Source organism: Vibrio iocasae, from assembly GCF_042245395.1.
GTDB classification, from domain to species: Bacteria; Pseudomonadota; Gammaproteobacteria; order Enterobacterales; family Vibrionaceae; genus Vibrio; species Vibrio iocasae.
This window is the reverse complement of the sequence record NZ_CP145310.1, coordinates 613105-636831: the sequence shown is the minus strand read 5'-3', so window position 1 is coordinate 636831 and position 23727 is coordinate 613105. Positions and strand designations below refer to the sequence as shown.

The following is a 23727-nucleotide window of genomic DNA, read 5'->3' as shown; positions in this document are numbered from 1 at the left end:
CCGGTTATGATTCGCGATATTGGCTAACCTTTTGATCAATCGCTCCAAAAATAGAGTCACCCTCTGTATCGAGCATTTCTAAACGAATTGAGTCACCAAACGACATAAACTGGGTAGATGGCTTGCCATCACGAATGGTCTCAATCATGCGTACCTCAGCAATGCATGAATATCCGACACCACCTTCGGCAATTGAGGTACCGTGTTCAGTCCCTTGCTTATTCGAAACTGTACCTGAGCCAATGATGGTGCCCGATGACAATGGACGAGTCTTCGCAGCATGCATAATCAGCTCTGTAAAGTTGAAGGTCATATCGACTCCCGCATTTGGGCAACCAAAAGGCGCATCGTTATAGGTCGATATCAGCGGCAAATGTACCTTGTTGTCTTGCCATTGTTCACCAAGTTCATCCGGTGTTACTGCGACCGGAGAAAACGCTGAAGAAGGTTTCGACTGGAAGAAGCCAAATCCTTTTGCCAGCTCAGCAGGAATCAACCCTCGTAGAGACACGTCATTCACCAGCATCAACAGGCGAATCGAGTCTTGCGCCTGCTCGGCACTCACTCCCATCGGTACATCTCCGGTGACAATGGCAACCTCGCCCTCGAAATCGATACCCCATTCATCGCTCGCAAATTCGATATTGTCACAAGGGCCTATAAACGCATCTGAACCACCTTGATACATTAAAGGATCAACCCAGAAACTCTCTGGTATTTCAGCACCACGCGCTTTACGTACAAGTTCGACGTGATTGACGTACGCACTACCGTCTGCCCACTGATAAGCCCGTGGTAAAGGCGATTCCAGGTGTTGGGGATCAAACTTCTCGCCCCCCGAAACTGTACCCTTGTTTAAAGCGTTATACAGCTCTTCTAGTTGAGGGGCGACTTTTTCCCAGTTATCTAGAGCCACTTGCATGGTTGGCGCAAGATGCATCGCGTAAAAAATTTCTGTCGCGGCCACACAATGTTTTAAATCTTTGCTCACGACCATCAACAAACCATCGCGAGTACCATTTTTCCTGGTTGCTAGTTTCATCCTTGTCCCTTACTTCTTGTCATCAGCCGCTTCTTGCCAGCTATAGACATATTCTTTGTTTTCAACGCTATCGAGTTCATCGGAGAACTCTAGTGCATGGCGAGTATCAATCATCACCGCCACTTCATCGGTAAACTTCTTCTTGTGTGCCTGACCCGCCTTAAAAGCTTTTGGATGAGGCCCATGCGTAAACCCAGCCGGATGGAAGGTCACCATGCCTGCTTCAATGTTATCGCGGCTGAAGAAGTCCCCTGCGTGGTAGAACAGCACCTCATCATAGTCATCATTGTTGTGATAAAACGGCACCTTCAAAGCTCCGGGATCGCTCTCTATCGGACGAGGCACAAAAGTACACACCACAAAGCCTGCGCCCACAAACGTTGTGTGTGCCGAAGGTGGCAAGTGATAACGATGCGACATCAGAGGTCGAATATCACGCCAGTTGACTTTCACCACGGATAAGTCGCCATGCCAACCAATCGCATCCAGCGGGTTGAATGGATAAGTGATCACGCTGACTTTGTCGTGGCGTTTCACTTGAACCTGAGTTTGGTTTTCTGAATACTGAGCGCGGAACTGATCGTTGATTGATGGGATTTCAAGTACCGCTGGGTCAAACACGGCATGATTGCCTACCATGCCTTTCTCAGGCAACGAATACGCGGCATCGGTATTCTCAATCATCAGGATGAACATCGGCTCGCTTGGCTCTAAGCACCAGTTGGTCGAACGCGGTATCATCACATAATCACCTTCACTCACTGCTAAATGGCCATAATCACAATAGAGTTCAGCACTGCCCTGATGAATGAACAGCAACTCATCCCCATCGGAGTTACGAACCAGGAAATCCATCTTCTCATCCATTCGCCACACACGGATTTTGCAGTCGGCGTTGTGTAGAAGATGAGGCACGGCCCAAGGGGTTATCTGGCTGGCTTTCTCCACCAGGGTAAAATCAAAAGCACGAGGGCGTAAGTCCCCCTCCCACTCAGACCAACCCGTTGGGGCATGTTGGTGGTGAAAGTGAGCCGCAGGACCGAAGAAACCGCTCCGTCCTGCTTCTCTTTCATAAATTGCCTCTTCAGGGAAATCGGCATGCGCTTGTTTAGAACATATCCCCTCCCGATGAGGAAACGAGATCCATTTATGCATCGTCTAATACTCCTCGACGAATCTGGTCCTCTTCAATCGATTCAAATAACGCCTTGAAGTTACCTTCACCAAAGCCTTCGTTGCCTTTACGCTGGATGATTTCGAAGAACACAGGCCCGATTACCGTCTGAGTGAAAATTTGCAGCAAAATGCCATCTTTGGTTGGTGCACCGTCAATCAGTACACGCAGGTCGCGCAGCTGATTGGTGTCCTCGCTGTGGCCTTTCACACGCTGATCCACTCTCTCGTAATAGGTGTCCGGCGTTGGCATAAAGTCCATGCCGCGATCACGCAGAGTTTTCACGGTTGTGTAGATGTCGTCAGTTGCAAGCGCAATATGTTGAATGCCTTCACCGTTGTATTCACGAATGAACTCTTCAATCTGGGATTTGTCGTCAGAAGACTCATTGATAGGGATGCGGATTTTGCCACATGGAGATGTCATCGCGCGGCTCACAAGGCCTGTCAGTTTACCTTCAATGTCGAAGTAGCGAATCTCTCGGAAGTTACCGATTTGCTCATAAAATCCAGACCACACATCCATATTTCCTTGCTTAACATTGTGTGTAAGGTGGTCGATTTCATAAAGGCCAACATCAGCTTTCGCCATGCGCTCTTCAGCATCGTCATAGAATCGGAAGTCCACATCATAGATGCTCTGCTTACCATAGCGATCTACAAAATAGAGCAGGCTTTCACCGATACCATAAATGGCAGGTATACTCAGCTCCATCGGCCCTATTTCTGTTTTGTACTCTTCACCACCGCCCTTGAGCGCTTGCTCCATGGCAGTAGTTGACTCTTTAACACGAAACGCCATACCGCAAACCGATGGCCCATGCACCTTAGCGAACGACTCAGCCTGACTGTGTGGCTGTTCATTGACGATAAAGTTGATATCGCCTTGTCGATATAACCAAGCCTCTTTAGACCTGTGCTTAGCGATCTCAGCAAAACCAAGTGACACAAACAGCGCTTTAAGCTGCTCAATTCCCTTGTGGTCAACAGCAGTGTATTCAACAAACTCGAATCCATCCGTGCCAAGTGGGTTGTGTGTATCCACCATGAACTATCTCCTCGTACCTATCGGTTTTTTGTTGTGTTTTTGTCCTCAATTAAATTTGGCCCACAAGCGGAGATAATGGAATGCATGGAGGGAAATGAACGGGCACAGTGAAAATCCACCTACATGTAAACAAATTGTTACGCACAAGCATCTAGAACAGGAAAATGGTTGCTATCAATGGACTAAGCAGCGTTGGTTTGATTTACAGTTGAACTCAAAATGTTAATGCAATGTTACATCTAGCTCTAACCACAATTTTGTGTATCTTTTATTGCAATAGCGTCTTGCAGGTATTTCTTTTCTTCCTGGCATTTCTTTTCAAGAGGAGCAATACGTTTGTTAAGGATGTGGTCCATCGTCCACTTGTAACTATCACGCTGATCATAGTAGAGTCTGACTTTTCCCCTTAAATCCTTGTCTCTTACGTTAGAGCACTGATCGTATACTTCCTCCCAGACAGAAAACATCTTCTGACCGTCTTGATTAAATGACTGAGCATCTTGACGCCACTCTTTGATCTTCTCTTCACAGTCTTCAATAATGTTCATACTTGTACTCGCAGCAATATCCATCACTACAGATCGCTTCATAGAACAAGCTAACTGTTCTGGCGCTTCAAAGACCTTTGAGAGCGGGGTTCTTTTGTAATAGTACTTCTCATCAAAGTCTCTAATTTCAAGAATTATTTTTCGTGAAGCACCGCGAAGAGAAATCTCTTCAGAAACAGCATTTCTGGCATTTTCCTCATCACAACGAGCAAAAGTAGAAAATGGTATTAGCAAAAGAAGAATAGTAATTATCAGCTTCATTAGAACCCCCGTGGTAGTTTGACCAGCTTAACGACATCATCTAAAGAAACTTTATCGAATATCATAAAAAACAGATTTTCAATTACTTGAATAACTATACCTGTCGTTGTAGCGACGTGACATCCAGTTCAAACTCCATCAGAGCTTGTTGACTAATCGGCTGGCGAATAACTTTAGCGTCACCACCACTCAGCATTATCTCTGGAGTGATAGTGCGGCTGTTGTAAGTGGAGTTCATCACGGAACAGTAAGCACCGGCGTATTGGAATACCACCAGATCTCCAGCTTTTATCTCATCACTTAGCGGATAGTCTCGTACAAACGTATCGGTACTTTCGCAAATTGGCCCGACGATATCGTATTCTTTAGTGAAGCTCCCCTTTGGCTCGGCAACGGTGATAATAGGGTGAACTGCCTGATATAAAGCCGGACGCATCAGGTCGTTCATACCAGCGTCCAGAATAACAAATGTGTTGGGCTCTGCTTCTTTCACATAATTCACACGCGATACGAGGACTCCGGTATCCGCGACGAGAGAACGTCCGGGCTCAACAATCACGGTCCCCTTAAAATTTTGAGTCTCTATCGCAATCAGATCTGCAATGGTTTCAAAATCCAAGGATGAGCCCTGACCATAGTCAATACCAAAACCGCCACCCAAATCCAGACGAGTAATTTCAATTCCTTCCTGAGCCAACTGTTCGATCATTGTCATCATCTTGTCTATCGCGATTCGATAGGGTTCAGGATCACAAAGCTGCGAACCGAGATGCATCGCCAAGCCTTCGATAGTCAGGTGGTTATTCCCAGCATACTGCCTGCTTAGCTCAGCCACTCGATTCATATCGATACCAAACTTATTACCTTTTTGACCTGTAGTGATGTTTTTATGAGTATTTACCGTGACATCTGGGTTCACCCTCAAAGCAACATTGACTCGAGCATTTTGCTGTTCCGCCAACTTCGCCAACAAAGCTAATTCCTCTGCTGATTCCACGTTAAATTGCCCTACACCAACTTCAATGGCGGTGTTGAGCTCGGTAATACTTTTCCCTACTCCCGAAAAGATCATATGTTGAGGGGCAAAACCCGCCGATAAAGCACGTTGCATCTCGCCTCCGGAGACAAGATCGACACCTACCCCTTGCTCAGCGATTAAACGTAAAATATGAAGGGTGCTATTAGCTTTCATTGCGTAATGTACGCGTATGCTCCTTGGTTCAAAAGCAGCTTTGCAACGGTGCACGTTATCTAATAAACGAGCCTCGGAATAACAATAAAATGGTGTTGTCATCTTTTCGGCAAGTGAACGAATCTTACAGGATTCCATTTGCAACTCACCCTGATAGTAATAAACTGGCTCGGTTGGTCGTGTCACGATAAAGCTCCTTCAATCTTAGTAGAACAAAACCTTTTGTTTGTTCCTCAGAAAAAGCATACGTGAATCGATTTCAACTGACTGCTGACAGATCCACTGAAGCCACCGTCATTTAGACGGAATTTTAGTGAAACTGCCGCTATAAGCACCAATATGACAATTTACCCGTTCAATCTGTAAATATTTGCCCGAAGACGACATGGATAAGTTTGACCAAGCCATCATTAATCTATTGACCGAAAACTCTCGCCAATCCGTTGCTACCATTGGAGACACGATTGGGTTATCCCGTACAGCAGTGAATGAGCGCATTCGTAAGCTCGAAGAGAGAGGGACAATACGACGATATACAATAGAACTTGGGAATGAATCTCAGGAACAGTCAATCTGTGCTTATTTTGAACTCACCTTTCATCCTTTTGAACCTCAAGCTGTTATGCAGCAACTGCAAGCTATTCCTGAAATACGTCAGGCACATTCTCTCAGCGGTTCAACCGATGTTCTGCTGTTTGTGCAGGCTCGCTCTATGGAGAGGCTTAATCAAGTACGTCAGCAACTCTCTGCCTTTGAAAACCTTGATAAAATCGTAACTTCTACTGCGTTGGAGCGGTTAGTGTAGCGAGAGGTACCACCATTAGAATAATAGTTCACTTTTAGAATAGGGAGTAGGTTATGGCTACTACTCCCCTGATTACAAATAAGAGAATACATACGAATAACAGAAAAATGGATGCTAGTTAGCCATATAAGTTCTAACCTCTTCTTTCAAAATGAGGCGTATCTTTAAATGACTTCCAGTTCCCACCCCATCGATTATCAGGATGCAAACTCTCCCAGAAATCACCTAGTGGCTGTAGCTGGTCTTTATCGTATGTTAGCTCTAACTTACCTTTCTCATTCTGAGTGAAGAAGTTGAGGTCAATCGCTAACCGCCTTAGGTGCTTACTACTCATTGTTTTACTTCTTCCCTGTTGAACATAAAGTTTCTGCTGATCCGCAGTACGGTAGAGCTCCCCACCCGTTACTATAAAATTAAGCTCATAAGATTTTTGCAGTAGCTGGGTAACATGAATCAAGAACTCAGCTTGTTTTTTTACAAGACTCATCTTACACCCCCATTATCATCAGCTTTATCAACTAACTTTTTTGTAATATCTGACAATTGATTAGCCTTTTCTGCACTACCCTTACTAGAACCAAAAAAGAACTGAATTACTGCGGAGAGCGACACACCTAATAAAAATCCCAGCACAGTATCAGCAATTCGCCATTGCTGCGGTTCAAGAGTACTTGCTGGAACAAATGTTATTGCGAAAATGTACGCGAACGTCAATATAGTAATTAGTAAAGCGTAAATATAAACAAACCTTTTTGAGAATACATCATCTTGCGCCAATGCAGCTTCCTGCATAGACCTTGCACTTTGTCTATCCTTCTGATGAACAGCTTCCTCTTGAATTTCCAGACTTTTCATTCTCTCCAAATGACCAAGTAAGAACTCCTGATGCTCTTGTTCGAACTGTTTCAGCTTAAGTAGGTCTTCCTCCGTTACTTTTTCATCTGCGATATCATCAACTTTAATACCGGTAGTTTCCTCAATTTTTTTTGTTACTACATCAATACCTTTATTGACGCTACTCTTAAATACACTACTTAGTAGGTCCATACCTTTGCTTGCTAAATATGAACCAGCGGTGGATAAAATAGGTACTAAAATAGGTGCAACCATAATGCCCTCCTGACATATTTCATGTTTTTATTGGTAGTTCTAATTTAAAGATAGAGTAAAGATTCTAACTGACGGGTGCTATTCAAAGAAGTTCTCACAAAATACCCATATTATTGTGCAGTATGGAATGAATATCTCGCTTATTCTCTTACAACTAATAACCGTGTGACTTTTTGAAAATTGATATTTCCAGTAAATCCTTAAAAACCATAAAGAAAATCAAAACAAGACTATATTTCAAACACTTAATGTTATTTACTGGCTCTACTGAGATCTTTATTTTTTTCAATTAACTGATAAAAAATGAAATCATTGAAATTTTATATGCTCGGAATTTCGCATTACAAAAACTGTAATAAAATGAAGTTGCTCTTCGTTCTCTCACTATGTGAGGATGCTGAAGGACTTGGTCTAGGTTTCCCTATCCCAGACAAACATTATGTAGACGGAACTTACCTTCACAAACAAATTTTGTACTACTCTTTGACAGTAAACCAAAGCGAAAAAATGTTGTATTGGATATATTTCGTAATTACTAAAAGTCAGATGGCTAAAAGGGTGTCGACATGAAAAACAAAAAGCTTAGACAAGAACCGAACATGTTCTTCGAAACTGCTATTCCAGCTTCAGCGTTAATATCTGGTTCTAAGTTCATCTATGATATTGGTAAAGACGGACGTAAGGTTTATCAAAGTACAAAACCTCACAAACCGTTATTAATTTCTGTATTGGGTTCGATGAGCACAGAACATAAACACGAACTAATAATAGAGATTGAAAATACAGGTATGCATGGTGTGTATATAGAGTCTATAGCTGCTTTAGACCCTAAACAAACCAGCATTCGTTATTTCGACCACAACTTATATGGTAACGAGATTTCTCTATTCGAGCCGATAAAAAAAGACAGTGCCTTGGGGAACCCTGATGTAAGCGGTAGAACTGAACGGACTACGGTCCCAATATTCATGCCTAGAAGCCAGAAACTAACTCTTAGAGTGGAGCTAGACCGATTTGATAACGACCGGTTAGATAAAAAACCGTTCGGAAAGTTTTGTATTAACTACACGGTAGCGGGAGTGGCTAAAACCGACTTGAAAGCGAGTGTTGAGTATTCTGTTAGACCGTAATTCAGTGTTATCAAATTACTTCTTGTAACAGGATCCAGTCCAAAAGCCAGATCAAGGTGAGTAAATACAATATCACTATTCCGGTACCAAAACCCAATAGCCACTCTGTGACAGGAAATAATTTTTGGTAAAGTGTCGCCACTTTGTCGCAACTTTACAAACTTCGGGCAAAAAGAAAGCCGCTAAAAGCGGCTCTCAATACTTCGAATTGTTCGAAAGGTCAGCGTTTTACTCTTTACCGAAAACGTTGTTCTCTTGCTCTTGTACTCGAATGAATGTCGTGCGCTTTGTTAGCTCTTTAAGCTTTGCTGCACCTACATATGTACAAGTTGATCGTACGCCACCAAGGATGTCTGAGATAGTGCCGTGAACGCTGCCACGGAATGGCAATAGTACGGTTTTTCCTTCAGCTGCGCGGTACTGTGCTACACCACCAGAATGCTTGTCCATAGCTGACTGAGAGCTCATGCCGTAGAACTTCATGAACTGTTCGCCGTTCACATCTACAACTTCACCGCCTGATTCTTCGTGACCAGCCAGCATACCACCAAGCATTACGAAGTCTGCACCGCCACCAAATGCTTTGGATACATCACCTGCACAAGCACAACCACCATCACCGATGATACGGCCGCCAAGACCGTGCGCTGCATCTGCACATTCAATGATTGCAGAAAGCTGAGGGTAACCAACACCTGTTTTAACGCGCGTAGTACATACAGAACCTGGGCCGATACCTACTTTAACGATATCTGCACCTGCAAGAATCAGTTCTTCTACCATGTCACCTGTTACTACGTTACCCGCAGAGATAACTTTTTCAGGGAACGCTTTACGAACCTTGCTTACGTACTCAACAAGGTGCTCTGAGTAACCATTCGCGATATCAATACAAATGAAGATAAGGTCATCAGAAAGCGCCATGATATCGATGGTTTTCTGGAACTCAGCTTCCGATGTACCTGTTGATACCATCACGTTGTTTAACGTTTTTGCATCGGCACCTTTTACAAACTCAGCCCAGTCTTCAACTGTGTAGTGCTTGTGAACTGCTGTCATTACGTTGTGTTCCGCAAGAGCCGCAGCCATTTCGAAGCTTGCCACTGAATCCATGTTAGCTGCAATCACTGGTACACCAGACCATTGACGACCGCTATGCTTGAATGTAAACTCGCGGGTTAAATTTACTTGAGAGCGGCTTTTAAGAGTTGATCGCTTAGGGCGAAACAGTACATCTTTAAAACCAAGCTTAAGTTCTTGTTCGATACGCATTGTGCAATTCCTTGATTGTTAAACTGTGTGTCCTTCACACGGCAACACTTTTGAGCAGTGCGTGGCAATGCTTTGGCAGAAGCTTTACCTTTCTTCGGACACAAAAAAACCGGAGCGTTGGCAGACGCTCCGGTTTTCAGCATTATAGGCTGTGATTTATTTGTGACAAGTCTGATATTTATATTTTTTTTGTGTTACCATTTCGAAGATTCCATATCCAGAAAACCTCAACTTCTTTCATTTTCATAAAGAAATCTTTATTAATCAAAAAGATATCACTTTTCATTTACGCACATACAGCACACTTGCTCAGCATATTTTTTGCACACTTGAAGCTCATTCTCCTGATTTAAAGTACTTTTCTTTCAAAATTGCTGCTGAAATTGGCCTTTCAAAATAGTAACCCTGAAGCAAATCACACCCATATTTAACTAAAACATCCTTTTGCATTTGAGTTTCGACACCCTCTGCCACTACTCTCATCTCTGAAGATTTCGCGATCGCTAAAATCGCTTTAACAAGCGAGTCACTCTGTTCAGAGTTCAGCATATTGTCCACAAACACTCGGTCTATTTTCAGTTCATCGAGCGGTAGGTTACTTAAATAACTTAATGAAGAGTAACCCGTACCAAAATCATCCAGCGAGATAGTAAATCCGAGAGATTTCAGTTCACTGATAATTGGAGAAACGACAGGCAGTTCGTTGATTAATACGTTTTCTGTAATTTCTAAAGTTACTCGATGACTGGAAATTCCGTATTTATCTACGGTTTCCTGCAAGTGAGGAATAAACGTCTCTTTAGTTAATTGCATTGGAGATATGTTGATCGAAATGACCAGATCGTCTGGCAGCTCACACATCTCCTGGCACGCACGCTCGATAACAAACATGCCAAGCTCATTGATAAGGCCTATCTCCTCCGCCAGAGAGATAAACTCAAGTGGGGATACATGGCCAATACTCGGGCTATGCCAACGTAACAGAGCTTCAACACCGTGTAACTCCCCGGACTTCGAGTCAATTTGTGGTTGATAAGTGACGTATAGCTCGCCACGCTCTATAGCGCCTCTTAGCTCACGTTCAAGCAAGAAGTCATACTGTACTTGTTGATTGATGGAGCTATCGAAAAAGAGCACATCGCCCTTCTGACGCGCCTTAGACTTGTACAACACAATATCTGCTTTGGATATGAGATCTTCAGGTTCATCCCCATCCGAAGGGTACATAGAGACCCCAATTGAACAGCTAGCGAACATTACCTTACCATCAATAACAAATTGCCGTTTAAACACCTCTTTTATCTGCTCAACTTTGGCTCTTGCGTCGTCCAGGTTTGCAAGATTAGAGAAACAAAAAATGAACTCGTCTCCTCCAAAACGTGCAACAAAATCATGCTTCTCCATGATAGTCTCGAACTTTTTACCAATTTCGCTAAGCAACTTGTCACCCGCGCTATGCCCGTAGAGGTCATTCACCTTCTTAAAGTCATCCAGGTCAACAAACATTACCGCTAGCTGGGTATAGTTCTGTCTGGAAAAGCTAATTCCATCCATTATGTGACCATGGAGCAGAGAGCGGTTTGGTAAACCAGTTAGCTCATCGTGCTGAGCCAAATACTCCAGCTTATCTTTGGTTGTTTGCAAACTATCAAAGTCGTGACTGATTCGAGACTGGAACCGTTTAAAACGTTTGGCAATCATACGGCCAAGGGCGAATGAAAACAGAGCAACAACCAAGGTTGTCAGAATTCCGATAATGGTAATCTGTTGTACGGTGCTTTGTTGTTCCAGTTGTGCCTGCTCTCGACGTTGCTGTAAGTATTGGTAACTTACTTTGTCGTAATGACCAGCGCCAATAGCCCAACCCCAGTTTTTGTCCTGTACGACATAGCTGACTTTGGCATGATCATCGATGGTCGGTGGCGCATATGAAGCTTTGTAGCCAATAAATCCACCGTCGGTTTGCAAGATTTTTGGTACACCTTCGGGATTCACATCGTGACCATTGAGCCCTATTTTGTCTTGCTCTATATGGGACAATATCGTGCCGTCTTTATCGAGAACGAACACGTAACCGTGCTCACCAAATCTCAGGTTCTTTAACCATTTGAGCACCGTCTGCTTGATATCATTTTCGACATCAACAACATAGTCACCAGTACCAATAAACCAGTCATAGGGTTCGAAATACTTGCCGAATCCAACTTTCTCAAATTCTTTGTTTTTGTTGTCTGGCTTAACAAACCACCACCGGTAAAACGCCTCACCTTTGGTTTTGACCTGTTCACCCATTTCTCTAACGATGTAACTTCCCCGTACATCCTTAAAATTCCAAAGTGATGTACCCTCCACGCGGGGAAGCAGCGGATGCATAACGTTCAGACCATTGCTTTTGTAAATAAAGAAATATCCGCGCCCCTGATTAAATCGAATATCTCGAAGTGCATCAGTAATAAGTCGCGTCACTTCCGCCTCTGGGAGGTGTTTATTACTTTCATAGAGCCGTGTAGCAATGATATGAGCTTCGTAAATTCGCTCTTTAATGGTGGTTTCTAGCTGCTCTTCCGTCTGCTCTCTTGCAAACTTGATTTGTTGTGAGACGTAATTAACCTGATGAATCAGCTCTGCTTCCTGACGCTGCTTAAAATCGCTCTCTAACGCAATCAGCTCCTGCTGAGAGTTTTTGATCGCATCGTTTACGGTTAATACAACCCACAGGGATGTAAAGGTAGCGACAATAAATGCTGGAACATAGGTAATTAATCGAAGAAGTTTCTTGTCCGTCAGTTCTGCCATATAAAAAAGCTATCATGTAAAACAATATGTTAAGCATAGCACCTGAATAAGTAATGCGTATTACATACGCAAATCTTTAATTACGCTGTTATTTACACAACGTAGAACTTAAACTTAGCGAGCTAACATTAAGTAAAAACAAAGAGAGATACATGGCTGACCCACACATCAAATCACCAATGGACCGGTTAGATCACCTAACAGTAATCATCTATCGTCTTGGGTTTACCTTTGCGTTTCCTGTTATTGCACTACTGCCTTGGGAAACGGGTTACCCAATGGAAAAATTGGTTTTCGTTTGCGCAGCAATGTGTGCATCTTCACTGCATATCTACATGAAGTCATTCCGATTGTTGCTGCAGTTTGCTACCTGGGTAGGCTTGCTTTGTTTTGTAATGGGTTATCCCATGATAGGAATTGGAGGTGCATTCATTACCCTAGGTGGACTGTGTTTTAAAGAGTATTTTTGTTTCAGAGTCCCGGGGCTGCCCCTGCAACCATTAATTCTTGCTTCTCTATGGTTTTGTATGGTGTTTGATGCAGATATCCCAGCAAAAGTATTGGCAACCATCGCTTCGCTTCTATTTCTGATTACAAGCTTCTACAAATGGCGAATGCCAAGACACTTTGATATTGGTGATAAGAGTAAGTACGAGGTGTAGCAAATTGCTACACCTTTTCTGGTGGAAACTAATTAACTAACTTCCTGATATATGGAAACAGGTCTGAGGCTAACATGCCTTTTTCACCTTCTTCTTCAGCACAAAGATCCGCTGCTGTAGAGTGAATCCATACGCCTATTCTTGCAGCCTCTGGCAAGTTAAAGCCTTGTCCCAGCAATCCAGCGATGGTACCAGTAAGCACATCTCCCATACCGCCAGATCCCATTCCCGGATTACCAGCATCGCATACCCAGAACTGAGAACCATCATAAATAATGGTGCCAGCACCTTTGAGCACTGCTACTCCTCCGTATTTAAGTTGCATCATTCTTGTCGCGCTATACCTGTCGCTTTCTACTTCACGAACAGAGATACCTAATAAGCGAGCAGCTTCTCCCGGATGCGGTGTGATAATACGTTGGCTGTTAAAGTCGGGGGTTTTAGCAAGTATGTTCAGACAGTCAGCATCAGCGACCATAGGTTTTTCAACCGTTCTGGAGTAACCAACCAGTGATCTTCCCCAGCTCGAAGAACCTAATCCTGGTCCAATAGCAATAACATCGGCCCAATCAAGGTGATCGTTAATTTCATTACTGTTGCCCCGCCAATCGAATGTCATCACTTCCGGACGAGCGCTGACCAGTGCCGGAACGTTTTCAGGCTGCGTCACTACTCTGGTGAGCCCAGCTCCAACTCGTGAACAAGCTTCTGAAGTCAAACGAATCGCACCAAACATTCCTCGATCGCCCCCCAGACACAACACTCTTCCATTGCTTCCTTTATGCGATGCTCTGTCGCGCGGACTCAAAAGGGCATATATATGCTCTGAAGTAATCAGTTGGCATTGAGACTCAACCACTTCATGAAACTCTTCGCCCAGGTCAAGATCGGCATAATGCAACTGGCCAACAAAATTGGCCGCCTTCCCGCTATACAATCCGCGTTTAAGCGCAATAAATGAGACGGTATGCTTAGCTTGCACAACCGGACCTAGCTCGACGCCAGTGTCAGAGCACAAACCTGAAGGAATATCGATGGCAAGTACGGGTTTGAATGAACCATTTATGGTGTCTATAACGTGAGCATACTCTTCGCGTACCCGACCAGAAAGGCCTGTACCAAGAAGCGCATCGACAATAACATCTGGCTGGTCTTCGATATGCGGTTGAGGAGGCTTAATCTCACCGCCTTCATCCAACCACTGGTCTCTGGCCTTAGCAGCATCACCCTTTAAAGCGGTATGGTCTCCGAGTTGCCAAAGCTCCACATTCAGGCATAGCTTCTTCGCTAGCCGGGCAACAACATAGCCATCTCCGCCATTGTTACCACCTCCGCAAACAACAAGAAGCGACTTTGCCTCTGGAAACTCTGAAAGTAGAACATCAAATGCTGACTGCCCTGCCCGGCTCATCAGCTCATACATATCTAAACCTAAACGGGAGGCAACTTCTTTTTCTCCATCCCTTACATCACTGGCTAAATAAAGACTTGCGTCGTTGCTTGTCACCTAGTACTCCAATTTTTTATACGCGCTTATCCATTAGCGCTTCGGCTGTTGCATCTTGTATTGACAGAAACAGAGAGCGAATCTCTCCGGTAGGTGTACGCATTGGGTTGAGCGTTACGTTTTGGTACATAAACTCAGCCTGCTGAGTTACGGGTCTAACATTACGGCATTTAAACAGATACGGTCTCTGTCTCCAGGTGATAAAACTGCGGCACCCTAGATCGTAAACAGGTTTCGCTTTGATCATAAACCAGTCCTGTGGGATCTCTGGGAAGACTTCGAATATAGACTTCTCAATCACCTCATGTGACTGTTTGCCACTGTGGTGAGTCATAAATCCATTCCATACCTGTATTTTGTAATCTGTATCCAGCACCACCAGCCCAAGGTCGACATTCTGAACCATGTCTACCATCCAGTGAAACTGTTCGAATTCAGCGGGAAGACCTAGCATCAGAAATCCTCCATTAGGTAAGAAAGCTTGTTATCCAGAAGCGGGAGGGACTCATCAACAAACATAAACAGCAAGTCACAACGAATGCTGGTGTTGTCTATGGTATAGCTCACTTCAAAAGTCATTGTTTTAGAGAAAGAACCTGTCGTTGACTCGATAACGGACTCGATTGGTATATGTTGTCCGAGTAGCACGGGTTGCCCCTGGAAAAATCGCACTTCCGATTGTTGACCAAGACCATTCAGAAATGCACCTACAAGGATGTTCGACACATCCATAAGCAGTTCAAGCTCTTCGAGCTCTTCGCTGTCTGCGGGTACTTTCATCAAACGCTTAAGATCAGAAATACTAGAGTCACTAAGCAATACTAATGCTTCCCCAGCGATACCCTCGCCGTTGAAACCCTGACAAACACCAGATACCGCATCGTTGCCCGCCAAATCCTGCAGTGCCATGTGCAGTTCACTCACTTCAAAGATATTCACATTAGGAAGGGGTAAGTGAACGAACACGTCAAAATGACGCGCTAACGCATCTGCAGCACGACCAATTGAAACGTTCGCGACTTCCATATAGATATCGCGACGCTTAAGAATCGGAAGCGCTACAGGGGTATGAGAAACAACTTGTTGTGTCTGCTGAGGTTCGACCAACTCACGCAGAACTTTCTTCAACAACTCTTTGTCGATCGGTTTTTGAATAAATGCAACCGCACCAAGTGCTTCCACCTTAGCTTTGGCTTTCGGTTGGATATCACCAGATACCACCACCACTGATACATCTATTCTTTTCTTTCGTATCTCTTCTAACGTTCCAAAACCATCCAGTTCTGGCATCGTCAGATCCAGGAACAGCAATTTAAAACTTTGCTGTTCTAGTTTTTCTAACGCATCTATGCCATTTACGGCAAACGTGATATCGGCACCAAGAGACGAAGGCAGCGATCTCGCCATCTGCTTTCTGGCTAACGCTGAGTCATCACATATCATGACTGGGTACGACATACTCACACCTTTTAAAATTTCAGAACTAACAGTTTAGTTAACACTCATTCGTTGTATGTGCCCTGGCAACTGAACTTAATTATTATCACGAGTGTATTGATTAAGTGTATCAGAGATAAAGAAATCTGTTTGTTCAGATTAAGAAGAAAATAACAGAAAAAGCCAACTCTATTAGAAAGTTGGCTTTTTGAGATGAAAGTAAGAGTCGTTTTAAAAGTTGCTTAAGGCCAAAGCGTCAAGGTGATGATTCTCAAAACAAATGCAAAAACCACTAGAGCAATACCTAATCGATACCACTTGTACTCAGAAATGGACATTGGGATACGTTTGTAAAACATAGTCGCAACGCCTTTCCAGTCGGCACTTCTTTTCCCATACTGCACAATACCAGTAAGGACGAATAAAACACCCAGCAGTAATACTGTCTTTTCTATCCAAAATAAGCTGGTTTCCATACCAAGACCTCTATCGATGTATCTGACCTAATTTTAAATAGAAATCGTAAGAATTACCTTTGGACAATAGTCGTAGAAACAATTAGGGGAGCTCATTTTGAGCTCCCCTAAAATAAAATCTTTTAAAAATGTTAACTTACGCTGCCTTCTCGATATTTTTGGCTTTAGGCGTGATTGCATCACGATAGGTGAACCATAGGAAAGTCACCACCAAAGAGAAGAATAAGTAAGAAAGCGCAAACACCAGTGGAGATGTAATTATTGCAGCCTGAACACCAATAACAACACCTGCGATTGTAATCGTAAGTTTCGAGAAAACACCGCAAATCAAAAGAATCATAGCGAGTTCAGGAACACGAGTGGTTCTGAATGCAAACCAGTAACAACTACCCACTGCCAGTGAAGCAACAGTTAGTCCTAACATGAAAGAATGCAAATGATCCGCTGAGATCACACCGGCAGAGATCGACGCCATTAATACAAGAAAAAGCTTCATAAACCACCTCTATACAACTGTCTGAGAGCATCCTTTCAAAATTGAAAACTAATTTTGCAGTGCATTTTCCTTATTTATAGCATTAAATCAACCCCTAATATGTAATTTCATTAAAACTTTTTTCGAAACTTATCATTAATTAACATAAGGTTAACATAGATCAATATAACCCACTGAAATCATAAAGTTTAAAAAACGACCAGTTCGTTTGTTAATATTTAGTTACAGGTTATTTTCTGCAATTATATTGAAACAATTTGTAAGTATTGAAATACTTTCTTACATATTTCCGAAGATTCTGATCTCTTCCTTCTCCAAACACAAAAAAAGCCAGCCTTTAAAAGGCTGGCTTAAATTATGCTTATCAATAACCAAAAGGGGTTAGATTTTAGCGACAGACACGTAATTTTCGATTTCAGAAACTTGTACTGTGGTGATGAACTCATCGTTCAAATAGAAATCAACCACCTCGTCTGTTTTCTCACCGCGTAGCACCTTTTGAGTACCATCAACGTACGTTACGTGCATTTGCAGCGTATTTTCATCGACTTGCTGCATAATCGCTTTCTCAATTTCATCACTATTTTTTGTTACCGGAACAGTGGTCAATGAAGGATCAAGATCATCGTTCACTTTAAAAATGGCATCAACTGGAGAATCTACAACCGCTGGAGACTTTTTAGTGATAGGGTTCGTGCCAGTCCAGAACTCTACCGCGTTGAAAACAAATAGATCCGCTGCAGACGCGATTGCGTAAACTGGAGAAAGAAGCACAAACATACCTTCGCGGCCGTAACGGTTATCGACAACTTCCAGGTTAAACTTAGTAACCATACCTGTAGTCGCCATCTGCCCCATACAACCTGAAAGCGTAATTACACCTAATCCCGCTACCATCGCAATTTTTAGTTTTGATAATTTCATAATGTTTAAACCACCGTGAATTAAAGAAGGACGAGAGTGTATAGCGGGAAACACACGCCCGAAACCATCTAAAACCACCTTTGACGCCATTTTGACATTTCAGAAATAAATGAATTATAAACAGGAGGTTATGAGCCAACCAAGTGCTAAAAACATGTTTCAAGAGTGTTTACTATTTACAATCATTGCGAACTTTAATGTATGCATTTTCCCCATACAATTCGTACGCTGATATCTGCTAATGGATAGGATAAGTGAAATATTAAATGAGAGAAGTTAGCTTTTGTTTTGACTTCAGCGTGACGGCGAAAGTGGAACCACAGAAAACATGTTCCTGTGGCTAAAATTGTTGTGAGTGGATTATTTCAAACAATATTGTTTGATCTGTCGAATATCTGAAATGCTGACTACGTCTTCACTTCCCTGATAACCACTGTTTTCCTCTGGCCTAAAGTAGAAGGTACGTATTCCAGCACCTATACCCGCTTGTACACCTTTTAGCGTGTCGTCAATATAGACACATTCATTAGTTACAAAGCCCATGTTCATCGCTGCATATCGCAATAAGTCAGGATCAGGCTTCCAGCTATTCGCATCAAAAGCCGAAAAACAAGTCACCGCAAACCGTTCTTCCAGTCCTGTCAGTTGAAGCATAAGCTTAATTTTGTCTAAAGGGCTGTTAGATACGACGCAGTAGCTAACGCCTTGTCTATCCAGTTCGTCGAGCACTTCTACAACCCCGTCTATAGGTTTAAGCCCTTTCTCAAACTGCTTTTCCAGCTCTTGTCTGTATAAAGGCTCCAAAGTATCAACGGATACCTTCATCCCTAGTCTATCTTTTGCTGCGCTTAACATATCCGCTAACTTGCCACCTTGAAAGTGAGCTAGAAAGTCGGACTGTGAGGTATTTAAACCAAACCGATTGAACACATTAGACAGCGCCTGACAGCAGAGTTTTTCGCTGTCTACCAGAACACCATCACAATCAAAAATGACACAGTTTACTTTTTTATTTTGATTCATACCTACCCCACAACTGCCTGAGCTCTTATGCTCATAAGGCAGTATTTCATTCAGAGGTAAATATAAAAGAGGGAGAGATCTAATCTGATAGTTTAAACGTGAGGAAATCTTTAAATTCGTATGTGGATCACTTTTCGTAATTGCAGAACCAGATATCTGTATGTTTCGTGTCCAGTTCTAATAACTGTGCCAGTTGACTAGCTACATCCTGATAACTAAGCAGTTTATTTTCAGGGGCAATCGCTATATCTGAGACTAAAAACTGAGTACCTTCACAACTCACAATGGCTGCAAAGACAGGCTTCTGACCGATAAAACCGAGATAAAGGTCATGTTCATTCGATAAAATTATTTGAGCAAAAAATTCTAAAACCCAGGCACTTTCATCGCCTTGAAACTGGGTAGACTGTAACTGAGCGAAAATCACGGTGAGTCGATGAAAGTCTGCTTTATGTATCTCTAAGCCTTCGACACTGGACTCGGAGCAAGCAGTAAGCTGCTTGTAAATACAAGACTCTTCCGCCTTTTGATATAGCTCCCTGCCTTTTATGCTCTCAGCAGTTGGGAAATCAACCTCTACCTGACTAGCAAGCCATTTATTCTTTTTGCTGACCAGTCCCTTTATCTCTTCCATCCGTTATCTCAACTATTAATTCCAAATATCACATACAGCGGCTGTGCAAACACTTGATGCCGGTGATGAACTGCATCCACCTAACGCACACATTAGCAGAGCAATTGCTAAGATTCTCATAACACTTCTCCTGATTGACTCTCACCACTTTAGCAAGCGAGTATACCTTACTTTAAGCAGAATATATGCCATTCGACAGACGAATAGCTTCGACAACTGAGATACCTACCCAGGATAGGTCACTCTTGATTCCTAAAATATATGCCGTCGTTAATCTTGAAAAAATCGCTTTTCGCCAATATGTTAAAAGAGTACATCATACATGAGAGCAAACTATGTTAAAAAAAATCCTGACCGCTGCTGCTATCACATTAGCACTGACAGCTTGTAGTGACGATGAAGTTGGTGATGTTTCTTTAGGTGCCTTCACACTTACCGATATCAAACTTAATAAGCTCACCGACCCAATAGTGACTGGTGTAACCTGCCACATTGCTTCTATCGAAACGGATTTTAGCTTGTCCGACCCAAGTGACAGTTCTATTGCCTGTCGTCAGACTGGTGATATTACACCAGAGATGATTGCGCAGATTGACCGCTCTAAGTCGGGAGAAGTTGTATTTAAGAAGTCAAAAAGTATCTTCTTTAAGAATATGAAAATAAGAAGAATATTTGACCCAGAGAATCAAACACTAATGTACCTCGCTTACTCCACCAAAGAGACGTCAGGCAGCTTCAAGCACAGCTTGTCTACCGTGCCTCTTTGGGGAACCGAAGCCTATCAGGAACAAGTTAGCAACACTGAAAAATAAACTTCTATATCATTACCATCCGAAATATCATTTTCGGATGGTATTTCTCTCGCTTTATATATCCAAGATCCCTCAGCTAAAAATTTTCCAATCGTGTAAAATGCCCGACACAGATACCTACCAAATTTGCTTTACAAAGCATTTTTGCACGGTATTATGCCCGCGCAAACGTTTTCGTAAAGCATTTAGAGGTAGTTTATGCTAAGTGATATCCAGATTTGTAGAAATACAAAACTTAGGCCTATAAAGGAAGTAGGTCGTCAATTTGGTTTGAAGGATGACGAGTTTATTTCCTATGGGGAGAGCAAAGCAAAAGTATCTCTAAAGAGCATTAACAGACTCAAAGAGAATCGGGAAGGCAAACTCATTCTGGTTACCGCTATTACCCCAACTCCTCTTGGTGAAGGCAAAACGGTAACAACCATCGGTCTGGCTCAAGGGCTATCAAAAATTAATAAGTCTGTAGCAGCCTGTATTCGACAACCATCTATGGGTCCGGTTTTTGGGGTAAAAGGCGGCGCGGCAGGTGGTGGCTACAGCCAGGTCGCTCCGATGGAAGAGCTTAATCTTCACCTTACCGGAGATATTCACGCAGTTACCGCTGCACATAACTTAGCTGCTGCTGCGATTGATGCTCGAATCTACCATGAACAACGTCATGGTTACGAAACCTTCACAACAAAGACTGATCTGCCAGCGTTAAAAATCGATCCTGAAAATGTCGTCTGGCGACGAGTGATGGATCATAATGACCGAGCACTTCGAATGATTACCGTTGGTAACAACGAAGATGGCAAAACCATCAACGGTTTTCAGCGCAATGATGGTTTCGATATCTCTGCTGCATCTGAGCTGATGGCGATTCTCGCGCTTGCTTCTGATCTTAAAGATCTGCGCAAACGAATCGGTGAGGTTGTACTGGCATACAATATCGATGGCCTTCCTGTGACAGCCGAAGATCTGAAAGTTGCTGGGGCGATGGCAGTATCCATGAAAGAAGCCATTGAACCAACTCTTATGCAAACACTGGAAGGTGTTCCAACACTTATCCATGCTGGTCCTTTTGCAAACATCGCCCACGGAAACTCTTCTATTATTGCAGACAATATCGCGCTTAAGTTGACTGACTTTACCGTAACTGAAGCGGGTTTTGGTTCTGATATGGGGTTTGAGAAAGCCTGTAATATCAAATCATCAGTATCAGATAAAACCCCTGATTGTGCAGTAATCGTTGCGACTTTAAGAGGTTTAAAAGCGAACTCTGGTCTCTATGATTTAAGACCAGGTCAAGCACTACCCGACTCTATTTTCGAACCAGATTCAGCAGCGCTTGATAAAGGGTTTGAAAACCTGCAATGGCACATAGAAAACGTAACAAGATATGGTATCCCTGCGGTTGTCGCTATTAATCGTTTCCCACAGGATACGGACGAAGAACTGGCACGGTTACTACAGAAAATTAATGCTCTTTCGCTCCCGGTTACAGCAGCAATCAGCGATGCCTTCACCGATGGCGGTGCGGGTGCAATTGAGTTGGCCGAGAAAGTGGTTGAAGCTACAAGTTCGACAACGGCATTTAAACCGCTCTATACAAAAGAACAATCTCTGGAAGAGAAGCTTATGTCTGTCGCAGAGGTGGGGTATGGAGCGAGAACCGTAAACCTTTCTGATATAGCCAAACAGCAACTGTCTAAATACACAGAACTGGGATACAGCAACTTAAACATCTGTATGGCGAAAACACCACTTTCAATATCGACGAACCCATCTGTAAAAGGGGCTCCCAAAGATTTTGATATTGATATACGAGAATTGAAGTTATGTGCAGGTGCCGGTTTTATCTACGCATTAACGGGTAATGTGTTAACCATGCCAGGGCTTCCTGAGAAGCCTGCATTTATGAATCTGGATATTTGTGAAGATGGTGAAATCGTCGGTTTAAGCTGAGGTTTATCCCGACACTAGGGTCTGTTGACCTTAATTATTCGCCAAAATAAAAGAAAGTTCTACCCGGCGATTGCAAGCTTTACCTGATGTTGTTTTATTGGTACAACGGGGCTTGTAGTCGCTGTAGCCACGGGTAAAAATGGCTCCAGGCATCACATCCTGTTTCATCAGCTCATCTTTGACCTTGAGCGCCCTCTTTTGGGAAAGGCGCTCATTTATGGCCGCGCTCCCGGTATTATCGGTATGCCCTTCAATAACCACATCTAAATTTGGCATTCGCGCCACGTAATAACCCAGCTGACTCAGCCATTGCTGCGAATCCCAGGACACATTATCTGAGCCGGTATTAAACTGAACTTTTTTTCTTAGCTTAATTACCAAGTGGTCACCCGGCAGTATTTCATGCTCGATGCCGAGTTGAGACAAGTAATAAGAGAACGCATCGAGTGAATCACTCTTACGCACTCCATACGGCCCTTCAACCATCGATGCCTGACGTTCTAGTTCGGAAGCATTTCTCCAATCCGGGTACATAAGTTCCGCATCGTTGCTAGGTGCGGTATCGAGCATGGAACCCGGCAGCATCTTCGATATTTCTGACGAGCCACATCCGCTGAGCGCTAATGCAAAAATAATAATTAGTTTCTTCATCGTTTAATAACCAGTTAAATCTCAGAACCTCTGCTGATTATGGTATCGGCACCGAATGACAATTCTTTAACCTTCTTCTCGTTTATCACTCTTCCCCGTTTAGGGTTCTGAATGTAGAATCAGAAATTCATTCATCTAAGCCTTTCAATTACTATGATAAAAAATTCAGTTAAAGCTTTCCTCGTACTCGTCACATTGATGTTGACCGTTGCCTGTAGTGACAGTGACACGCCAGAGCTAGGAAAACAGTACTCGCAACTGCCTGCCGATTTAAGCAAGCTTGATCTCGCCCCTGTGACTGAAATCTTCTCACTCACCTGTGGTCATTGTCGTAACATGGAAACGATGCTCCCTGCAATCGAGAGCAACATTCATCAGGAAGTTGGTAAAGTTCATGTTACCTTTAATCAAAACTCACAGGTTGCTGCTCTCATTTATTATAGTGCCGTATTGCAGTTGGGTGAAAAGCCCGACGCAGAACTCTTGGAAGCGCTTTTCGCTGCTGTTCAGATGCGTGATGTAACCATGACACAGCAGCAGCTAGCTATCGAAGAGGCATTTACCTCTCGCGGTCTGAAAAGCCCATACAAAATGGACAATAAAGACATGGAAGAGTTGAACAAGTTGGTCACCGTTGCCGATAAGGTCACTCAGGATGCCCAAATTAACTCTGTACCCACTTTTATTGTCGGTGGGAAATACCAGATCATCACCGAAGGCCATGAATCAATTGAAGATCTGGCTAAAACAATGAATTATCTACTGACGCAAAACTAAAAAA

General features: G+C 43.1%; 24 protein-coding genes. 6 read left to right on the top strand and 18 right to left on the bottom strand.

Annotation, left to right across the window (positions count from 1 at the left end; genetic code table 11):
- Positions 1 to 4 precede the first annotated feature (4 nt).
- The 5 genes from SNR28_RS02905 to lysA all read right to left on the bottom strand — a co-directional run bounded on the left by SNR28_RS02905 (position 5) and on the right by lysA (position 5450).
- Entirely contained in the window at positions 5 to 1042 is a 1038-nt protein-coding gene (locus tag SNR28_RS02905) for a fumarylacetoacetate hydrolase family protein (RefSeq protein ID WP_375749524.1), read from the bottom strand.
- Between the two features lie 9 nt (positions 1043 to 1051).
- Complete coding sequence (locus SNR28_RS02900; RefSeq protein WP_375749523.1) at positions 1052 to 2197, bottom strand: homogentisate 1,2-dioxygenase; 1146 nt, start codon at positions 2195 to 2197, stop codon at positions 1052 to 1054.
- Positions 2190 to 3263, bottom strand: coding sequence for a 4-hydroxyphenylpyruvate dioxygenase (gene hppD, locus SNR28_RS02895; RefSeq protein ID WP_375749522.1), 1074 nt, complete (start codon positions 3261 to 3263; stop codon positions 2190 to 2192). The genes SNR28_RS02900 and hppD overlap by 8 nt, the downstream gene beginning before the upstream one ends.
- A 245-nt stretch (positions 3264 to 3508) precedes the next feature.
- Positions 3509 to 4072: a hypothetical protein gene (locus SNR28_RS02890; RefSeq protein ID WP_375749521.1), complete on the bottom strand. Its 564-nt coding sequence runs from the start codon at positions 4070 to 4072 to the stop codon at positions 3509 to 3511.
- A gap of 94 nt (positions 4073 to 4166) precedes the next feature.
- A complete protein-coding gene (gene lysA / locus SNR28_RS02885) occupies positions 4167 to 5450 on the bottom strand; it encodes a diaminopimelate decarboxylase (RefSeq protein ID WP_375749520.1) in 1284 nt (427 codons plus the stop codon).
- A 199-nt stretch (positions 5451 to 5649) separates the two neighbouring features.
- Here lysA and SNR28_RS02880 point away from each other — a divergent pair, with 199 nt between their 5' ends.
- Entirely contained in the window at positions 5650 to 6069 is a 420-nt protein-coding gene (locus SNR28_RS02880) for an Lrp/AsnC family transcriptional regulator (RefSeq protein ID WP_375749519.1), read from the top strand.
- 133 nt (positions 6070 to 6202) lie between these two features.
- Here SNR28_RS02880 and SNR28_RS02875 read toward each other — a convergent pair whose 3' ends face one another.
- Positions 6203 to 6556, bottom strand: a complete 354-nt coding sequence (locus SNR28_RS02875) for a M15 family metallopeptidase (protein WP_375749518.1) — start codon at positions 6554 to 6556, stop codon at positions 6203 to 6205.
- Entirely contained in the window at positions 6553 to 7179 is a 627-nt protein-coding gene (locus SNR28_RS02870; RefSeq protein WP_375749517.1) for a hypothetical protein, read from the bottom strand. The genes SNR28_RS02875 and SNR28_RS02870 overlap by 4 nt, the downstream gene beginning before the upstream one ends.
- Positions 7180 to 7745: 566 nt before the next feature.
- On the opposite strand from SNR28_RS02870, the gene SNR28_RS02865 reads away from it, so the two are divergent.
- Positions 7746 to 8309, top strand: a complete 564-nt coding sequence (locus SNR28_RS02865) for a hypothetical protein (RefSeq protein WP_375749516.1) — start codon at positions 7746 to 7748, stop codon at positions 8307 to 8309.
- A 228-nt stretch (positions 8310 to 8537) separates the two neighbouring features.
- On the opposite strand, the gene SNR28_RS02860 is transcribed toward SNR28_RS02865, so the two are convergent.
- Both SNR28_RS02860 and SNR28_RS02855 read right to left on the bottom strand, forming a co-directional pair.
- The gene (locus SNR28_RS02860) at positions 8538 to 9581 is read right to left on the bottom strand and encodes a GMP reductase (RefSeq protein ID WP_375749515.1); all 1044 of its coding nucleotides are present in this window, start codon (positions 9579 to 9581) and stop codon (positions 8538 to 8540) included.
- Between the two features lie 336 nt (positions 9582 to 9917).
- Positions 9918 to 12377 (bottom strand): cache domain-containing protein, encoded by a 2460-nt coding sequence (locus SNR28_RS02855; RefSeq protein WP_375749514.1) that lies wholly within the window; start codon positions 12375 to 12377, stop codon positions 9918 to 9920.
- Positions 12378 to 12529: 152 nt separating this feature from the next.
- Between SNR28_RS02855 and SNR28_RS02850 the strand changes: the two genes are divergently transcribed.
- Entirely contained in the window at positions 12530 to 13039 is a 510-nt protein-coding gene (locus tag SNR28_RS02850; protein ID WP_375749513.1) for a DUF2301 domain-containing membrane protein, read from the top strand.
- 28 nt (positions 13040 to 13067) lie between these two features.
- On the opposite strand, the gene SNR28_RS02845 is transcribed toward SNR28_RS02850, so the two are convergent.
- The 8 genes from SNR28_RS02845 to SNR28_RS02810 form a co-directional block, all read right to left on the bottom strand.
- Positions 13068 to 14546 (bottom strand): NAD(P)H-hydrate dehydratase, encoded by a 1479-nt coding sequence (locus SNR28_RS02845; RefSeq protein ID WP_375749512.1) that lies wholly within the window; start codon positions 14544 to 14546, stop codon positions 13068 to 13070.
- A 16-nt stretch (positions 14547 to 14562) separates the two neighbouring features.
- Entirely contained in the window at positions 14563 to 15000 is a 438-nt protein-coding gene (locus SNR28_RS02840; RefSeq protein ID WP_375749511.1) for a PAS domain-containing protein, read from the bottom strand.
- Positions 15000 to 16004, bottom strand: a complete 1005-nt coding sequence (locus SNR28_RS02835; protein WP_375749510.1) for a response regulator — start codon at positions 16002 to 16004, stop codon at positions 15000 to 15002. Before SNR28_RS02835 ends, SNR28_RS02840 begins: the two co-directional genes overlap by 1 nt.
- Before the next feature lie 221 nt (positions 16005 to 16225).
- Positions 16226 to 16459 (bottom strand): hypothetical protein, encoded by a 234-nt coding sequence (locus tag SNR28_RS02830; RefSeq protein WP_375749509.1) that lies wholly within the window; start codon positions 16457 to 16459, stop codon positions 16226 to 16228.
- 136 nt (positions 16460 to 16595) lie between these two features.
- Positions 16596 to 16955 (bottom strand): NADH:ubiquinone oxidoreductase, encoded by a 360-nt coding sequence (locus SNR28_RS02825; protein ID WP_375749508.1) that lies wholly within the window; start codon positions 16953 to 16955, stop codon positions 16596 to 16598.
- 381 nt (positions 16956 to 17336) lie between these two features.
- Entirely contained in the window at positions 17337 to 17879 is a 543-nt protein-coding gene (locus SNR28_RS02820) for a DUF3332 domain-containing protein (RefSeq protein ID WP_375749507.1), read from the bottom strand.
- A gap of 360 nt (positions 17880 to 18239) precedes the next feature.
- Positions 18240 to 18902, bottom strand: a complete 663-nt coding sequence (locus SNR28_RS02815; RefSeq protein ID WP_375749506.1) for an HAD-IA family hydrolase — start codon at positions 18900 to 18902, stop codon at positions 18240 to 18242.
- A gap of 127 nt (positions 18903 to 19029) precedes the next feature.
- Entirely contained in the window at positions 19030 to 19536 is a 507-nt protein-coding gene (locus SNR28_RS02810; protein WP_375749505.1) for a flavodoxin, read from the bottom strand.
- A gap of 335 nt (positions 19537 to 19871) precedes the next feature.
- Between SNR28_RS02810 and SNR28_RS02805 the strand changes: the two genes are divergently transcribed.
- A complete protein-coding gene (locus SNR28_RS02805; protein WP_375749504.1) occupies positions 19872 to 20348 on the top strand; it encodes a CreA family protein in 477 nt (158 codons plus the stop codon).
- A 198-nt stretch (positions 20349 to 20546) separates the two neighbouring features.
- The gene (locus SNR28_RS02800; protein ID WP_375749503.1) at positions 20547 to 22295 is read left to right on the top strand and encodes a formate--tetrahydrofolate ligase; all 1749 of its coding nucleotides are present in this window, start codon (positions 20547 to 20549) and stop codon (positions 22293 to 22295) included.
- A 30-nt stretch (positions 22296 to 22325) separates the two neighbouring features.
- On the opposite strand, the gene SNR28_RS02795 is transcribed toward SNR28_RS02800, so the two are convergent.
- The gene (locus SNR28_RS02795) at positions 22326 to 22946 is read right to left on the bottom strand and encodes an OmpA family protein (RefSeq protein ID WP_375749502.1); all 621 of its coding nucleotides are present in this window, start codon (positions 22944 to 22946) and stop codon (positions 22326 to 22328) included.
- A gap of 153 nt (positions 22947 to 23099) precedes the next feature.
- Between SNR28_RS02795 and SNR28_RS02790 the strand changes: the two genes are divergently transcribed.
- Complete coding sequence (locus tag SNR28_RS02790; protein ID WP_375749501.1) at positions 23100 to 23723, top strand: thioredoxin domain-containing protein; 624 nt, start codon at positions 23100 to 23102, stop codon at positions 23721 to 23723.
- The last annotated feature ends 4 nt before the right edge of the window (positions 23724 to 23727 follow it).

What these genes read in the sequence shown, in the direction of transcription:
- SNR28_RS02900 (WP_375749523.1), bottom strand. Translation starts at nt 2,197, where the DNA reads ATGCATAAATGGATCTCGTTTCCTCATCGGGAGGGGATATGTTCTAAA.
- SNR28_RS02830 (WP_375749509.1), bottom strand. Translation starts at nt 16,459, where the DNA reads ATGGAAACCAGCTTATTTTGGATAGAAAAGACAGTATTACTGCTGGGT.
- SNR28_RS02805 (WP_375749504.1), top strand. Translation starts at nt 19,872, where the DNA reads ATGTTAAAAAAAATCCTGACCGCTGCTGCTATCACATTAGCACTGACA.
- SNR28_RS02860 (WP_375749515.1), bottom strand. Translation starts at nt 9,581, where the DNA reads ATGCGTATCGAACAAGAACTTAAGCTTGGTTTTAAAGATGTACTGTTT.
- SNR28_RS02850 (WP_375749513.1), top strand. Translation starts at nt 12,530, where the DNA reads ATGGCTGACCCACACATCAAATCACCAATGGACCGGTTAGATCACCTA.
- SNR28_RS02875 (WP_375749518.1), bottom strand. Translation starts at nt 6,556, where the DNA reads ATGAGTCTTGTAAAAAAACAAGCTGAGTTCTTGATTCATGTTACCCAG.
- SNR28_RS02855 (WP_375749514.1), bottom strand. Translation starts at nt 12,377, where the DNA reads ATGGCAGAACTGACGGACAAGAAACTTCTTCGATTAATTACCTATGTT.
- SNR28_RS02810 (WP_375749505.1), bottom strand. Translation starts at nt 19,536, where the DNA reads ATGGAAGAGATAAAGGGACTGGTCAGCAAAAAGAATAAATGGCTTGCT.
- SNR28_RS02790 (WP_375749501.1), top strand. Translation starts at nt 23,100, where the DNA reads ATGATAAAAAATTCAGTTAAAGCTTTCCTCGTACTCGTCACATTGATG.
- SNR28_RS02815 (WP_375749506.1), bottom strand. Translation starts at nt 18,902, where the DNA reads ATGAATCAAAATAAAAAAGTAAACTGTGTCATTTTTGATTGTGATGGT.
- SNR28_RS02840 (WP_375749511.1), bottom strand. Translation starts at nt 15,000, where the DNA reads ATGCTAGGTCTTCCCGCTGAATTCGAACAGTTTCACTGGATGGTAGAC.
- SNR28_RS02880 (WP_375749519.1), top strand. Translation starts at nt 5,650, where the DNA reads ATGGATAAGTTTGACCAAGCCATCATTAATCTATTGACCGAAAACTCT.
- SNR28_RS02825 (WP_375749508.1), bottom strand. Translation starts at nt 16,955, where the DNA reads ATGAAGCTTTTTCTTGTATTAATGGCGTCGATCTCTGCCGGTGTGATC.
- SNR28_RS02820 (WP_375749507.1), bottom strand. Translation starts at nt 17,879, where the DNA reads ATGAAATTATCAAAACTAAAAATTGCGATGGTAGCGGGATTAGGTGTA.
- SNR28_RS02870 (WP_375749517.1), bottom strand. Translation starts at nt 7,179, where the DNA reads ATGGTTGCACCTATTTTAGTACCTATTTTATCCACCGCTGGTTCATAT.
- SNR28_RS02795 (WP_375749502.1), bottom strand. Translation starts at nt 22,946, where the DNA reads ATGAAGAAACTAATTATTATTTTTGCATTAGCGCTCAGCGGATGTGGC.
- SNR28_RS02890 (WP_375749521.1), bottom strand. Translation starts at nt 4,072, where the DNA reads ATGAAGCTGATAATTACTATTCTTCTTTTGCTAATACCATTTTCTACT.
- SNR28_RS02835 (WP_375749510.1), bottom strand. Translation starts at nt 16,004, where the DNA reads ATGTCGTACCCAGTCATGATATGTGATGACTCAGCGTTAGCCAGAAAG.
- SNR28_RS02865 (WP_375749516.1), top strand. Translation starts at nt 7,746, where the DNA reads ATGAAAAACAAAAAGCTTAGACAAGAACCGAACATGTTCTTCGAAACT.
- hppD (WP_375749522.1), bottom strand. Translation starts at nt 3,263, where the DNA reads ATGGTGGATACACACAACCCACTTGGCACGGATGGATTCGAGTTTGTT.
- SNR28_RS02905 (WP_375749524.1), bottom strand. Translation starts at nt 1,042, where the DNA reads ATGAAACTAGCAACCAGGAAAAATGGTACTCGCGATGGTTTGTTGATG.
- SNR28_RS02800 (WP_375749503.1), top strand. Translation starts at nt 20,547, where the DNA reads ATGCTAAGTGATATCCAGATTTGTAGAAATACAAAACTTAGGCCTATA.